This is a genomic window from Roseateles noduli (assembly GCF_050626985.1).
Taxonomy (GTDB): Bacteria; Pseudomonadota; Gammaproteobacteria; order Burkholderiales; family Burkholderiaceae_C; genus Roseateles; species Roseateles noduli_A.
The window spans coordinates 5,491,893-5,505,170 of sequence record NZ_CP192463.1; the positions used below are offsets into that span (position 1 = coordinate 5,491,893).

At 69.4% G+C, this 13,278-nt stretch carries 14 protein-coding genes; 9 read left to right on the forward strand and 5 right to left on the reverse strand.

The window, feature by feature from the left end; all coding sequences use genetic code 11:
* The first annotated feature begins 39 nt into the window (after positions 1–39).
* The 6 genes from ACQ4L4_RS23915 (at position 40) to ACQ4L4_RS23940 (ending at position 5,159) form a co-directional block, all read left to right on the forward strand.
* The gene (locus tag ACQ4L4_RS23915; protein ID WP_431101339.1) at positions 40–930 is read left to right on the forward strand and encodes an EamA family transporter; all 891 of its coding nucleotides are present in this window, start codon (positions 40–42) and stop codon (positions 928–930) included.
* A complete protein-coding gene (locus ACQ4L4_RS23920; protein ID WP_431101340.1) occupies positions 927–1,694 on the forward strand; it encodes a hypothetical protein in 768 nt (255 codons plus the stop codon). Before ACQ4L4_RS23915 ends, ACQ4L4_RS23920 begins: the two co-directional genes overlap by 4 nt.
* A 28-nt stretch (positions 1,695–1,722) precedes the next feature.
* Entirely contained in the window at positions 1,723–2,475 is a 753-nt protein-coding gene (locus ACQ4L4_RS23925) for a hypothetical protein (protein WP_431101341.1), read from the forward strand.
* A 98-nt stretch (positions 2,476–2,573) separates the two neighbouring features.
* Positions 2,574–3,932 carry a glycoside hydrolase family 18 protein gene (locus ACQ4L4_RS23930; protein ID WP_431101342.1) on the forward strand — a complete coding sequence of 453 codons (1,359 nt, stop codon included), beginning with the start codon at positions 2,574–2,576 and terminating at the stop codon, positions 3,930–3,932.
* A gap of 36 nt (positions 3,933–3,968) precedes the next feature.
* Positions 3,969–4,412, forward strand: coding sequence for a methylglyoxal synthase (locus ACQ4L4_RS23935; RefSeq protein WP_377158226.1), 444 nt, complete (start codon positions 3,969–3,971; stop codon positions 4,410–4,412).
* Between the two features lie 60 nt (positions 4,413–4,472).
* Complete coding sequence (locus tag ACQ4L4_RS23940) at positions 4,473–5,159, forward strand: YciI family protein (protein WP_431101343.1); 687 nt, start codon at positions 4,473–4,475, stop codon at positions 5,157–5,159.
* A 131-nt stretch (positions 5,160–5,290) separates the two neighbouring features.
* Here the strand turns inward: ACQ4L4_RS23940 and ACQ4L4_RS23945 are convergent, their stop codons facing one another.
* Positions 5,291–6,784 carry a M28 family metallopeptidase gene (locus ACQ4L4_RS23945; RefSeq protein ID WP_431101344.1) on the reverse strand — a complete coding sequence of 498 codons (1,494 nt, stop codon included), beginning with the start codon at positions 6,782–6,784 and terminating at the stop codon, positions 5,291–5,293.
* 12 nt (positions 6,785–6,796) lie between these two features.
* Positions 6,797–7,468: a dienelactone hydrolase family protein gene (locus tag ACQ4L4_RS23950; protein ID WP_431101345.1), complete on the reverse strand. Its 672-nt coding sequence runs from the start codon at positions 7,466–7,468 to the stop codon at positions 6,797–6,799.
* 112 nt (positions 7,469–7,580) lie between these two features.
* On the opposite strand from ACQ4L4_RS23950, the gene ACQ4L4_RS23955 reads away from it, so the two are divergent.
* Positions 7,581–8,531: a DUF2157 domain-containing protein gene (locus tag ACQ4L4_RS23955; RefSeq protein WP_431101346.1), complete on the forward strand. Its 951-nt coding sequence runs from the start codon at positions 7,581–7,583 to the stop codon at positions 8,529–8,531.
* The gene (locus ACQ4L4_RS23960) at positions 8,528–10,189 is read left to right on the forward strand and encodes a GDYXXLXY domain-containing protein (RefSeq protein WP_431101347.1); all 1,662 of its coding nucleotides are present in this window, start codon (positions 8,528–8,530) and stop codon (positions 10,187–10,189) included. The genes ACQ4L4_RS23955 and ACQ4L4_RS23960 overlap by 4 nt, the downstream gene beginning before the upstream one ends.
* A 3-nt stretch (positions 10,190–10,192) precedes the next feature.
* Here the strand turns inward: ACQ4L4_RS23960 and ACQ4L4_RS23965 are convergent, their stop codons facing one another.
* Complete coding sequence (locus ACQ4L4_RS23965; protein ID WP_431101348.1) at positions 10,193–11,332, reverse strand: Fic family protein; 1,140 nt, start codon at positions 11,330–11,332, stop codon at positions 10,193–10,195.
* Positions 11,333–11,450: 118 nt separating this feature from the next.
* Entirely contained in the window at positions 11,451–11,720 is a 270-nt protein-coding gene (locus tag ACQ4L4_RS23970) for a hypothetical protein (protein ID WP_431101349.1), read from the reverse strand.
* A gap of 11 nt (positions 11,721–11,731) precedes the next feature.
* Between ACQ4L4_RS23970 and ACQ4L4_RS23975 the strand changes: the two genes are divergently transcribed.
* Positions 11,732–12,013 carry a DUF427 domain-containing protein gene (locus tag ACQ4L4_RS23975; protein ID WP_067279015.1) on the forward strand — a complete coding sequence of 94 codons (282 nt, stop codon included), beginning with the start codon at positions 11,732–11,734 and terminating at the stop codon, positions 12,011–12,013.
* Here the strand turns inward: ACQ4L4_RS23975 and mltA are convergent.
* Complete coding sequence (mltA, locus tag ACQ4L4_RS23980) at positions 12,003–13,274, reverse strand: murein transglycosylase A (RefSeq protein ID WP_431101350.1); 1,272 nt, start codon at positions 13,272–13,274, stop codon at positions 12,003–12,005. The two genes, ACQ4L4_RS23975 and mltA, sit on opposite strands and share 11 nt — an antisense overlap.
* Positions 13,275–13,278: the final 4 nt, after the last annotated feature.

The following is a 13,278-nucleotide window of genomic DNA, read 5'->3' on the forward strand; positions in this document are numbered from 1 at the left end:
CTGGCATAGTCGACGATCCCCCCTCGTTCCCTGGCCGCCATGACGCTACCGCTCCGCCATTTCCTGCTCGCGCTGTCCGTGGTCGCCATCTGGGGAAGCAACTTCGTCGTGATCCGCTGGGGCCTGAACGCGTTCCCGCCGCTGCTGTTCGCTGCGCTGCGGTTCACCTTCGCCGCGCTGCCCGCCATGCTGCTGCTGCCGCGCCCGAAGGTCGGCTGGCGCAACCTCGCCGCCTACGGCGCCTTCGTCGGTGTCGGGCAGTTCGCGCTGCTCTACCTGGCGATGCGCTCGCAGATCTCGCCGGGGCTCGCGTCGCTCGTCATCCAGACGCAGGTCTTCTTCACGCTGCTGCTCGCCATGAAGATGAGCGGCGAGCGCGTCCAGGGCTTCCAGTGGCTCGCCCTGGTCATGGCCGCGGCCGGCATCGGCGTCATCGCCTCGCACACCGACGGCACGACGACGGTGCTGGGTCTGGCGATGGTGCTGCTCGCCGCGCTCTGCTGGTCCAGCGGCAACATCGTCGGCAAGCGCGCCGGCGCCGTGAACATGCTGGCCTACGTCGTCTGGAGCAGCGCCTTCGCCGCGCCCGCGTTGTTCGTACTTTCCTTCATCTTCGAAGGTCCCGCGCAGATGGGTGAGGCGATCCAGAACGCCAGCGTCGGCGCGTGGGGCGCCGTGCTCTGGCAGTCGATCGGCAACACGCTCTTCGGCTACGGCGCGTGGAGCTGGCTGCTGTCGCGCCACCCCGCCGCGACCATCGTGCCGATGGCCTTGCTGGTGCCGGTGTTCGGCATGAGCTGCTCCGCGCTGCTGCTGGGCGAAGGCCTGCCGGCGTGGAAGCTGATCGCTGCGGCGCTGGTCATCAGCGGGCTCGCGATCAATCTGCTGTGGCCGCATGTGCGCGGCGCGCTGCGGACCGCGAAGGCATGAGCATGGGCGCCGGCATGCGCATGGACATGCGCCTCGGTGTGCGCGCGCATCGCCGGCTTGCCGGCGCATTGGCCGCCCTGGCCCTGGCGTTGCTCGGTGCGCTCACGCCGCATGGCGCGAACGCTCAATTCGTCCCGCCCGAGAAGGGCAAGGCGCCCACGACGATTCCCTCCGTGCGCGACCAGGAGATCGCCCAATGCCTGCCCGGCGAGGTGCAGACCTGGGGCGACGGCCGCGATCGCGCGATCGCGTCGCGCTCGTTGCGCTTCGCCTATCGCCACGACAACGCGCCGCCGTGGTTCAGCGAGCCGCAGGTGATGGCGCTGGTGAAACGCTCCGCCGAGGCCTGGTCCGCCTGCGGGTTGAAGCTCGCCGTCATCGCCGTGCCGCGCGGCCAGGTGCCGCCGGAGGACGCCATCCAGATCCTCTGGAGCGATGTCGGCAGCCGCGGCCAGTTCGCGCTGGCCAACGTGACGGCGCGCAGCCTGTCGATCGGGCCCGGCCTCTTCGCACTGCTGCGCGAGCGCAATCCCAGGCACCCGGCGGACCAGACGCTGCAGATGGTGCTCTCGCACGAGATGGGCCACTTCTTCGGCCTGATGGCGCATTCGAAGCGCTGCGTCGACACGATGTCCTACTACGACAACGGCAAGGGCGAGCGCTGCGCGCTGCGCGATCCGAAGAGCTGGGGCAGCGTCGTCGAGTACCGCTCGATGCTGCCCACCGCCTGCGACATCGACCGTTGCAGAGCGCTGAACCAGTGAGGTCCTGAGCGGCATCGGGATGGGCCGCGTGACTGAGGTCGTGATGCACGTCCTCGCGGCGTATGCTGGCGTGATGAATCTGCATCGCCGCCTCGCCGTTCTTGCCGCCGCCGCGCTCGGCGTCGGTGCTTCCGTGATGACGCCGGTCCACGCGCAGGGCCCGAAGCAGAACCTGCAGGTCGAGCTGCGCTGGGTCGAGTCCGAGCTCAGCGGCTCGACGGTCGCCGGCATCCGCGACGGCGGCACGGTGGTCAGCACCGGCGGCAGCGTGTCGGCGCGCGGCGGCGTGACGCTCTCCACCGAGAACCGCGAGCAACGCCAGCAGCTGTTCCCGCGCCTGCTGGTGCTCAACGGCTCGCAGGCCTCGTTCACGATGACCGAATCGACGCCGATCCAATGGGTCGATGTCGCGCTCGACCGCCAGCAGGGCGAGCGGGACCGCGTGGTCGTCGTGCCGCGCCAGGGCATGGCCGAGCGGGTGCGGGGCATCGTCGTCCGACCGAAGTGGCCGGGCGGTCGCAGCCCGGTGGATGTCGAGGTCCGGGCCTCCGACCAGGCGCAGATGCCGCAGGGGGGCGCTTACGGCACCTCGCTGCCCGATGGCCAGCAGCGGCCGAGTACCGACGTCCTCAGCACCGTCCAGGCCCCGCTCGGCATCTGGGTCACGATCGCGCGCACCGGCAGCGTGACGTCGAGTGCCAGCCGCAACACGTACAGCACGCGGGACGCGGAGGTGCAGAAGCTCCGCGAACTGCAGCTTCGAGTTGAAGTGGCTCCATAAAGGTTTCTCCGAACTCGGTGGATCGGTCAAATTGGTATTTGACTGGTGTTAATTTTTGGCTCGATCCGCTAAGCTGCGGCGTCCATTGGAGGCCCCGCATGTCTGCTCGAGTCCTGTCCTGCATTCCGACCCCGTTGACCGCCGCGATCGCCGCACTGGGTGCGATCGCCGCCTCGGCCGCGATGGCCGCAACACCGGCGGCCGAGGTCAAGCCCGGCGCCAAGGCCGCGGCGAAGTCGGAGGCCCCTGCGCAGGCCCCGGGATACGCGCTCTTCGGCGCCAAGCCGGTCGAGTTCGAGCGCACCGGCGGGAAGATCGTCGGCATCTACGTGCCCAACTGGGAGCCGGTCGAGCTGATCGAGCGCGTGCCGCCGCAAAACCTGACCCACGTGCTCTACGCCTTCCTGCGCCTGTGCGGTCCCGGCCAGTTGGAGAAGGACGCCGCCAAGTGCGTCGGCAAGAAGGATTTCGAGATCGGCACCGGCCCGATCGACACGCGTTTCAACACCGCGTTCCAGCGCTACAAGCAGCGCGCGCCGCATCTGAAGATCGTCGCGTCGGTGGGGGGCTGGGGCGGGTCGGATCCGATCTTCCACCTCGTCGGCGATCCGGCGAAGCGCGCGGTGTTCGCGGCCTCGGCGCAGCAGTTCCTGCGTGACCACCCGGCCTTCGACGGCATCGACATCGACTGGGAGCATCCCGGCAACAACGGCGCGGCCAACGGCGTGCAGCTCGGCAGTCCGCAGGACGGCCAGTCCTACGCGGAACTGATGACCGACCTGCGCAAGGCGCTGGATGCGCTGACTGCGGAGACGGGCCGTCCCTACCTGCTGACCACGGCCGTGAATCCGATGGACTCGATCGTCGGCAAGATCAACTTCAAGGACGCGTCCAAGCCGCTCGATCTCGTCTTCATGATGACTTACGACTTCTACGGCATGTGGTCGCCGGTGGCGGGGCATCACACGACGCTGCGCTCGTCGTCGCCGCAGGCGGACGACAGTCTGGAGCGCGCGGTGGCCAACCTGGAGAAGGCCGGCGTGCCGCGCTCGAAGCTGGTGGCCGGCGTCGCGATGTACGGCCGCGGCTTCACCGGCGTGAGCGAGACCAAGGCTGGCGCCGCTAAGACCGGCGCGTACCCGGGCGGCGAGGGCGCGCAGGGCTATCGCGAGATCGCCGGCCGCATCCTCGATGCGAAGGGCAAGGGCCGCGCGGGTTACCAGTCCGTCTGGGACCCGGTGACGCAGTCGTGGTCGCTGTTCAATCCGACGCAGAAGCTCTGGATGGGCTACGACGATCCGCGTGCCGTGCTTGCCAAGGGGCGCTTCGTGCGCGACCAGGGCCTGGCGGGCGTCTTCGCCTGGGAACTGAGCCAGGACAACGGCGACCTGCTCAACGCGATGAACCGGGGCGTCGGCAACGTGCCGCTGGACACGCAGAAAGAACCGCGCCGGTAACTCGCGCGCCGTTCCTCCGGGCCTACGATCGCGGCCATGACTGCCTCCACCGCTCCTGATTCCGCGACGACGACCGCCGCGCCCGCGCGCCTGCGCATCGCCCTGATCGCCCACGACGGCAAGAAGGACGAGATGGTGATGCTCGCCACCGAGTTCGCCGGCTTCCTCGGCGGCTGCGATCTGGTGGCGACCGGCACGACCGGCTCGCGCCTGACGGCCGAGGTCGGCCTGACGGTCGAGCGGATGCTGTCCGGGCCGCACGGCGGCGACCTGCAGATCGGCGCGCGGCTGGCGGTCGGGCTGGTCGACGCGGTCGTGTTCCTGCGCGACCCGATGACGCCGCAGCCGCATGAACCGGACATCAACGCGCTGGTCCGCGCCTGCGACGTCCACAACGTCGCCTGCGCCACCAACGTCACCAGCGGGCGGCTGATGCTGCGCTCGCTGCAGGTGCTCGGCACGGGCGGCGGCCGGGAGTAGAGTCATCTGTCGACGCCGGAGTCCGACGCTGGCCCCGGTCAACGACAGAAGGAGACTCCGATGCAACGACGTTCCCTGATCGCCACGGCGGCGGCTCTCCCCGCGTTATCCGCATTTGCGGCGCTGCCGGCCCACGCACAGACCCGTCCGCCAATGATCGCAGCCGAGCAGTACTTTTTCATCTTCCTGGAGACCGGCAAGCCGGTCCCCGACGACAAGGCGGCCGTTGCTGCGATGCAGGCCGGGCACCTGGAGAACTTCAAGCGGCTCTTCGCCGACGAGAAGCTCTTCGCGGCCGGACCGATGCGCGACCCCTTGAAGCAGAAGCGCGGCATCGTCGTGGTCAAGGCGCCCAACCGGCAGATCCTGCTGAGCTACTTCGAACCCGACCAGTACGTCCGCGAGGGCTACATGGTCGTCAACGCCCAGCCCGCCACAGTGCACCGGGCGCTGAACCACACCGGCATCGATCCCAACGGCATCGAGGAGCACCGCATCGTGCTGTTCAGCCGCGCGCAGGAGCAGGACAAGGACGCGGTCCCGATCTTCCTGCAGCGGGCGCTCGACCAGGGCGTCATCGGCGCCTGGTACTCGCTGGAGGACGGGCCCATCGGCGAGGTCGTGTTCTCGCGCGGCACCGACGAGACGGCGCTGCGCAAGACCATGGCCGAATACCCCGGACTCTCGGATCAGCGCGTGACGATGAAGATCTGGGGGCAGTGGCTGGGGAAGGGCGTGCTGCGATAGGTCCTGCGTTGGACCGAGCAGGTCGGCGGGAGCCGGGGTACCCCCGGGCTCATACGCTCGCAGGCTCCGCTAAATCGCCCGGGGGCACCCCGGCTCCCGCCGACCAGGACACCGAGGCGTTCGGGCCCTTGTCAGCGCCCCAGCGGCAACGGATAACTCGCCAGGCTCGCATGGCCTGACGTCGACACCGCCTGCACGCCGAAGATCAGGTTGTCCTTGGACAGCGGCAGCGTGACCGTCGTGACCTTGCCGACATCCTTCGCCCCTTCCCACGTCTGCGATTCGCTGCGGCGCCAGACGACGCGGTAGCCCGCCAGTTCCGGATCCGCGCTCGCGGTCCACAGCAAGGTCGTGTCGTTGGTCAGCTCGCGTGCATCGATGCGCGCGCCCTTCACCGGCGACGGCGCCCAGGCCAGCGTCGCCAGTCCCGCGAGGTTGACCCGCGCCACGTCGGCCACGTAGCCGAAGTCGACGAACTCCGGCAGGTCGCCGTAGACGACGCCGTTCTCCGTGCGCAGGTTCTGGTGCTGGTGACGGAAGTCCTCGAAGGGCTCGGAGAATCGCACCGCCGCGTAGCCGCGTTCCAGGAAGGGCAGGTGATCGCCGCCGCGCAGGTAGCGGTCGCGGCGCTGGATCAGGTCGATGCGGAAGCCCGGCAGGTAGCGCTCGCCTTCAGCCTTCAGGTGGCGGCCGAACTGCTGCGTCGGCAGTTCCTCGCCGCCGCCCGCCACCGCCAGCGGTTGCAGCTGCGCGCGGATCGCCGCGTTGGTCTTGACCTCGTCCTCGTTGGCCGGGCTGTTGGCGTTCGCGTTGACCAGCAGGCGCAGCAGCGGATCGAAGCCGTCGGCGAACAGGCGCAGCCGCTTGGGATCGTGCTCGCCTTTGTCGCCGCGCGAGCTGCCGACGATGTCGTTGGTGATCATGCCTTCGACGTTCAGCCCTTGCGCACGCGCACGACGGGCCCAATGCCGGGCGCCGAGCAGGCCCTGCTCCTCGCCCGGAACGGCCATGAACACGAGCGTCGCGTCGAAGCGCTGCTTGGCCGCCGCGCAGGCCATCTCCATGACGGCCGCCGTGCCGGAGGCATCGTCGTTGGCGCCGGGCGCCTCGCCCTGCGCGTCCATCACGTCGCTGTTGCGCGAGTCGTAATGCCCGCTCACCACGAGGATGCGCTCGCGCGGCGTGCCCGCCGACGCGCCGGGCAGCGTGGCCACGACGTTCACCAGCTCCGTCGGCGCCGAGAGCCGGTTGCCCGCCGGCTCGATGAACGCGTCCATCGTGACCTGCAGCCGGCCGCCCGTCTTGGCGCTGCAGTCCTTCAGCTGGCGCTCGATCCAGCGCCGCGCGGCGCCGATGCCGCGCGTGTCGCTCTTCGTGTCCGACGCCGTGTGGCGCGTGCCGAAGGCGGCCAGCTTGCGGATGGTCTGCTCGATGCGCTCGGCGGAGATGTCCGCGAGCAGCGGCGCCACGCGCGGATCCAGCGGCGGCGCCGCGGTCTCCGAGGCGGCGCGCGCCGTTGCCGACGCCGGACCCGAGGCCGGCGTGGTCTGTGCGATGGCGGAAGCAGCGATCAGCGCCCAGACAGCGGCGGCGGTGGGGATCAGGCGGCGGCGATGGAGGGTCATGGGCTCAGTCGATCAGGCGAGGTGTTGCTTGAGGAAGTCCAGGGTGCGCGACCAGGCCAGCTCGGCGGCGGCCTCGTCGTAGACCTCGGGGCGGGTCTTGTTGGAGAACGCGTGGTCCGCGACGTAGCGGTGGATGACCGGCTGCTTGCCGGCCGACGTCATCCGGGCCTCCAGGGCGTCGACCTTCTCGGGCGTGCACCAGTCGTCGCGCGTGGCGAAGTGGCCGAGGAAGGGCGGTTCGATCTTGGCCGGGTCGGCGAACTCGGCCGGCGGAATGCCGTAGTAGCAGACCGCCGCCTGCAGGTCCTTGAGGTTCACGCCGGCGAGGATGGTCAGCGCGCCGCCCATGCAGTAGCCCATGACGCCGACCTGGCCGCAGCCGAGGTGCTCGCGCAGGTGCGTCAGCGCGCCCTGCAGGTCCTGCGTGGTGGCGTCGACGAAGTCCAGGCCGTCCATCATGTGGCTGGCCTCGTCCGCGTCGGCGGCGATGCGGCCGCGGTAGAGGTCGGGCGCCAGCGTCGTGATGCCGGCGGAGGCCAGGCGCTCGGCGATGTCCTTGATGTGGGGTTTGAGCCCCCACCATTCCTGGATGAGGATCATGCCCGGCGCGCCGTCGCCGGCGCTGGCGAGGTAGCCGGCGGTGGTGCCGCCGTCGGGGCGTTCGAAGTCGATCATCTGTCCCATGTGGAACTCCCAGTGCCGAAAGAGGAAGAAGCGAAGGATGAGGAAGAATCGGCTCCCTCGAAGAACATCACCGGCGACCCCTGCGGGCGGTCGCATCCTGAGGGAGGAACCCGTGAGTCTGCACGAGCAGTTGTACCAATGGACGGCCCGCCAGGGCCTGGATGCGAGCAGCGCACGGCGCTTGCGGGTGCTCAGCGGCGTCGATGATCCGCCGGGCGATCCGTGGACGCCGCTGCGGCGCGGCGCGGGCGCGCTGGCGGCAGGGTTGATCGGGTTCGGGTTGATCCTGTGGGTCGCGGCAAACTGGGACGACTTCGGGCGCGTCATGCGCTTCGGGCTGCTGCAGGCGGTGCTCGCCGTTTGCCTGATCGCGGCGGCGACGCTGCGACCGTGGCGCGCGCCGCTGGCGATGGTGGCCTTCCTGACGCTGGGCGGCCTGCTGGCGTTCTTCGGACAGACCTACCAGACCGGCGCCGATCCCTGGCAGCTCTTCGCGCTGTGGGCTGCGCTCGGGTTGCCGATCGCGTGGGCGTCGCGCTCGGACCTGACGTGGACGCCATGGGCGCTCGTGGTCGCGACCGGCATCGGCTTGTGGATGGAAACCTTCGGCGGACACGCGTGGCGCTTCGACGCGTCCACGGTGCCGGTGCACGCCATCGGCTTCGTCGCGTACGGCGTGCTGTGCGCCGGGCTCGCGCTGCGACCGGATGCGCTCGCGCAGCCCTGGGCATGGCGCCTGGCGGTGCTGGCGTCGGTGATCGCGATCTCGGGAACGGCGCTGGGCGGGCTGTTCGCGAGGGACGTGGCGCCGCAGTACTTGCTGGGCCTCGGCGTGATGGGTGTGGGGCTCGTGCTGGCCTGGCGGCGCGGCGAGGTCTACGCGATGAGCGCGCTGGCGCTGGCGGTCGATACCTTGCTGGTGGCGGGATTCGCGCGCTGGATCGCCGATGGGAAGTGGGACGTCGGCGGCTACTTCCTGATCGCACTGGTGGCGTGCGCGCTGCTGGCCGCCAGTGTCAGCCTGATCATGCGACGCCTGCGCGTCGCGGAGGCGCGGGCATGAGCGGCAGCGACTGGATCGAACAAGCCCGTGCGGAGGGGCTCGCGCCCGCGGACCCACCCGAGGTGCCGCGGCCCTGGCCCGTCGTGCTGCTGACGGCGCTCGGGGCCTGGCTGGCTGCGGTGCCGTTCCTGGCCACGTTCTTCGCGCTCTTCGGCTCGGCCATCGAGCGAGGAGGCGTCGGCTACTTCTTCGGCGTCTCGTTGATCGCCCTGTCGGTGTTGATGCTGCGATCGCGCGGCATCGCGTTGTTCCTGGAACAGGCGGCCGTGCCGTTGCTGATCACCGGACTCGTGCTGCTGTTCGTCGCGCTGGCGAAGGACTTGCCGCCGGCGGGTGTCGACATCGTCGCGCTGGTCGTCGGTACCGGGTTGGTCCTGCTGCTGAACGCCTCGTGGATGCGCGTACTGCTCGGCGCGGCGATGGCCGTGCCGGTGGCGCATCTCGGCCATCTGGCCTTCAAGGAGGTGTTCTCGCTCACCTGGTACGAACGCCATGGCGGTATCGGGTGGGCGTTGGCGACCTTGCTGCTGCTCGTGGGCCTGGCGCTGATGGCGGCGCAGCACGGGGCGGGGCGACGAGCGCCTTCCGCCCGTCAGGCGGCGATGCTCGAGCCGGTGCTGACCGGCTGGTGGGTGGCCGTGCTGACCGCCTTCGCCATGGCGGCGGGCTGGTCGTTCGCGGCGGGCGGCGCGCTCGGCGGCGTCTTCAGGGGGGCGACTCCGGGACTGGCGTCATCGGATGTGACCTTGATCTGGATGTCGAGGACCGCCTCGGCATTGCTGACGCTCGTCGCGGCCGCCTGGCTGTGGCGTCGGTGGCGTCCCGCGGGCGCGGCGCGCTTGGCTCCGCCGGTGCTGGTGCTGGCGGCGCTCTCCGCGTTGATGCCGGCGCTCGGCGGGATCCTGCTGGTGCTGGCGTTGATGGCGTCGACGCGACGCTGGCGCCTGGCCGCGCTCGCCGGCGCGGCCGCGGTGTGGGCGATCGGTGCGCTGTACTACGAGTGGCAACTGCCGCTCGCGCACAAGTCGCTGGCGCTGGTGGCGGCCGGCGCGGCGCTCGCCGCGTGGGTCCGCTGGCTGGCGTGGCATCCGGCGCCTTCGTCCGATGGCGAGGCGCGACCGGCGCTCGCGCTGCGTGGCGCGGCAGCGGTGCTGCTCGGCGCGGGCGTGCTGTCGCTCGTGCTGGTGAACGTCCTGATCGCCAGTCGGGAGCAGCTCATCGCCAATGGCCGCCCGGTCTTCGTGAAGCTGGCGCCGGTCGATCCGCGTTCGCTGATGCAGGGAGACTACATGCAGTTGAGCTACGACCTGCCCGGGGTGAGCTGGAGCCGCACGTTGGGGAATGTCACATTGACCCGGCTATCGCGGGAGAAGGATCCGCTGTGGGGGCGTCGTCTGAATATCGCGGCGACGGTCGATGCTCGCGGCATCGTGCAGTCCGCGCGGGTGCTCGAACCAGGCGAGGCCTCTCCAGCCGGAGCGCAACTGCTGGAGCTCACGCCCAAGGACGGTCGATGGACCTTCGTGTCCGACGCCTGGTTCTTCAAGGAAGGCGAGGCCGAGCGCTGGCAACCGGCGAAGTACGGCGAGTTCCGCGTGACCCCCGAAGGCAAAGGCCTGCTGGTGCGGGTGGTGGGGGAGGATCTGAAGCCGTTGTGAGCGTCAGTTCGCAGCCGGGCCCCAGCCATCGAGCGCCACGTAGTAGCGCGTCGAACGACCGTCGCCGACGCGGCGCAGCAAGCCCAGGTTCTCCAACTCGAGCAGTTCGCGAGAGGCGGTCGCACGCGATGTGGCGCCGATGCTTCCGTACTTGCGCGTGCTCATGCCGCCTTCGAATCCATCGGGCCCTGCGTCGAGCAGCAGGTTCATGACCTTGCGTTGACGCGGGGACAGGTCGACGTTGCGGTGATCCGACCAGAATCGGGTTTTCTGCAAGGTCTGATCGACGATGCGACCTGCATCCTCACACGACGCCTGCACTTGCTGCAGGAACCAGACGATCCATCGCGTCACGTCTACGGAGCGGGCTTCTTGAAGCTGCTCGTAATACGCCTCGCGCACCTTCAGCAGTTGCTGCGCCATCCGGATCACACGGCTCGACCGACCCATCTCGCGTGCCAGCACCAAGTCGATCAGCGCGCGACCCACGCGTCCATTTCCATCCTCGAATGGGTGGATGCTTTCGAACCAGACATGCGCCAGTGCAGCCACGACCAGGGGATCCCTGCCGAGCGTTCCGTTGAACCACTGGATGAACAGCTCCATGTCCGCCGGCACGTCGCGGGACGGGGGCGCTTCGTAGTGCACCTTCTCCTTTCCCTGCGGGCCGACGCTCACGATCTGCATCGGTTCCGCATGGCTGCGATAGGCACCCACGTCTACGCGTCGCATGCCCGAATAGCCGTCAGGGAACATCGACGCCTGCCAAGCCCACAAGCGCTCATGCGTCAGCGGCTCCGAGCAACGATTGACGGCATCTTCCAGGACGTCGAGCAGCCCTTCGATGTCACGCGGGACATGGGGGCCGCGGCCCTCGACGAGCCCCAGACGCCTCGCCACCGACGAGCCCACCGACACGGGGTCGTAGCGTTCGCCTTCAATCGCGGCGGTCGCAAGGGCGTCCTGGCTCCAGCCTTCCGCCTCCAGTCCTGCGAGGTGATCGTTCGGGATGGCTGCGAGCTTTCCCGCAAGCAGGCCCAGGCTGCGACGGGCAGCGATCAGCGCGGGCTCGACCGCGTCGATATCGAACCGCAGGTGCGGCCATGCAGGGTCTTTCCAGATCAGCGGGAGGTCGTCAGCCATGGCGTGAACGCTGCAATCGACTCAGAAGTTGAGTCGATTATGGGCCAAAATCGCCTCACGACCATCAATCGACTCATCTGGCAAGGCGATTGGATCGCCTAATCGCCTCACGGCAGGCTCAGTCCGCGTGTAGCCCCTCCGGCTCCCCGCCATCCACCATCAGGTCGATCAGTTCCTTCAGGAACGCCAGGGCTTCCTCGGAGGTGGCAAAGTAGTACTCCCCGCCGAGGTCGGCGGCGTCGCCATCCGGGCCGACGTGGACGACGGACCAGCCTTCCGCGCCGCCCCCGATCGCGCAGATCCCGAAGCTGCCGGGTGTCAGGTCTCTCGCAGACCCGGCGGTGACGAAGATGTCCTTGCCCCGATGGGCGAAATAGCGTTTGAGCACGAGGAGTTGGAATGAAGGCAATCTGGAACGGCGAAGTCATCGCCGAGAGCGACGACACCGTGGTGGTCGAGGGAAATCATTACTTCCCCGTCGCCTCGCTGAAGCGCGAGTTCACCACGTTCAGCAATCACCGCACGTCCTGCCCGTGGAAGGGCCAGGCGCACTACTTTAGCCTGATGGTCCACGGCGACATGAACCCGGACGCCGTCTGGTATTACCCGGAGCCCTCCGAGGCCGCCGCCGAGATCAAGGACCGCGTCGCCTTCTGGAAGGGCGTCCAGGTCACCGAGTGAGCGTGCCGCCGTCGGCCCGGCCCATCGCCGGTCCGGCTGATCTGGAGGGGCCGGCCGGTCCCGGTGCCTTCGGCCACAGCACCCACAGCCGCAACGGCTGCTTCATGCGGCCGGCCTGCGCCTCGGCGGCTTCGCCCCAGCCCCAGAAGTAGTCCGCCCGCACCGCGCCGACGATCGCCGCGCCGGTGTCCTGCGCCATCACCAGCCGCCGCATCGGCGTCGTCGACAGCGGTTCGGTCGTGTCCAGCCACACCGGCGTGCCGTAGGGGATGCTGGCCTTGTCCACCGCGATCGAGCGCCCCGGCGTCAAGGGCACACCCTGACCCCCGCGCGGCCCGACGGCCAGGTCGGGCAATGGTTCCTCGCGGAAGAAGACATAACGCGGGTTCGCCCACATCGCCTCCTTGAGCCGCTGCGGATTGCGCCGTCCCCAGTCCTTGATGCCCGGCCACGAGGCTTCCGTGGTTCGCAGCTCACCCTGGGCGATCAGCCACTGGCCCATCGAGCGGTACGGCTGCTCGTTGTGCGCCGCGAAGGACAGCCGCACCCAACGGCTGGTGCCGTCGCGCTCGGTCACGCGCAGCCGGCCGCTGCCCTGGATCTGCATCACCAGCGCGTCCAGCGGGTCCTGCACCCAGGCCAGACTGAGCCGCGACAGCGACGCGTTGCTCTCGATCTGCTGACGGGTGTCGTAAGGCTTGCGCCGTGCCAGGTCTTGCGGCGGTGCCAGCAGCGGCACGCGGAACTCACCCTGCGACTGGCGCCGCGCCGCGAGTTCCGGTTCGTAGTAACCGGTCGCCACGCCTTCGCGCTGGCCCTCGGGCGACTCGACGCGATACGGCTGCAGCCGCTTCATCAGCCAGACCATCGCGTCCCAGTCGTCGCCCGGCTTGAAGCCGCGGGCCTGCGCGCAGATCGCGGCCCAGCCCGGCATCGGCTTCTCGCAGCCGCGCAGCATCGCGGGCCACCATTCCAGCGCTCGGTCCTGGCCCCAGCCGGGCAGCTCGTTCCACGCCGCGGCGACCCAGCGGGCGCGCTCGCGTTGCAGCACGTGGCGGCCGGCGGTGTCGTCCTCGCCGTTGAGCAGCTTCTCGGGATCGATCGGCAAGCCCGCCGCGGACGCCATGGGCGCCAGGAAGCCGATGAAGAGGGTGGTGACAAGGGCGGTGACAACGGCGGCGGAGGCCGCGCCCAGCGCGCCTAGAATCGCCAGCGCCGCGCTCCAGCGGCGAGTTCTGCTACGGATCGGACCACGAATCATGGGC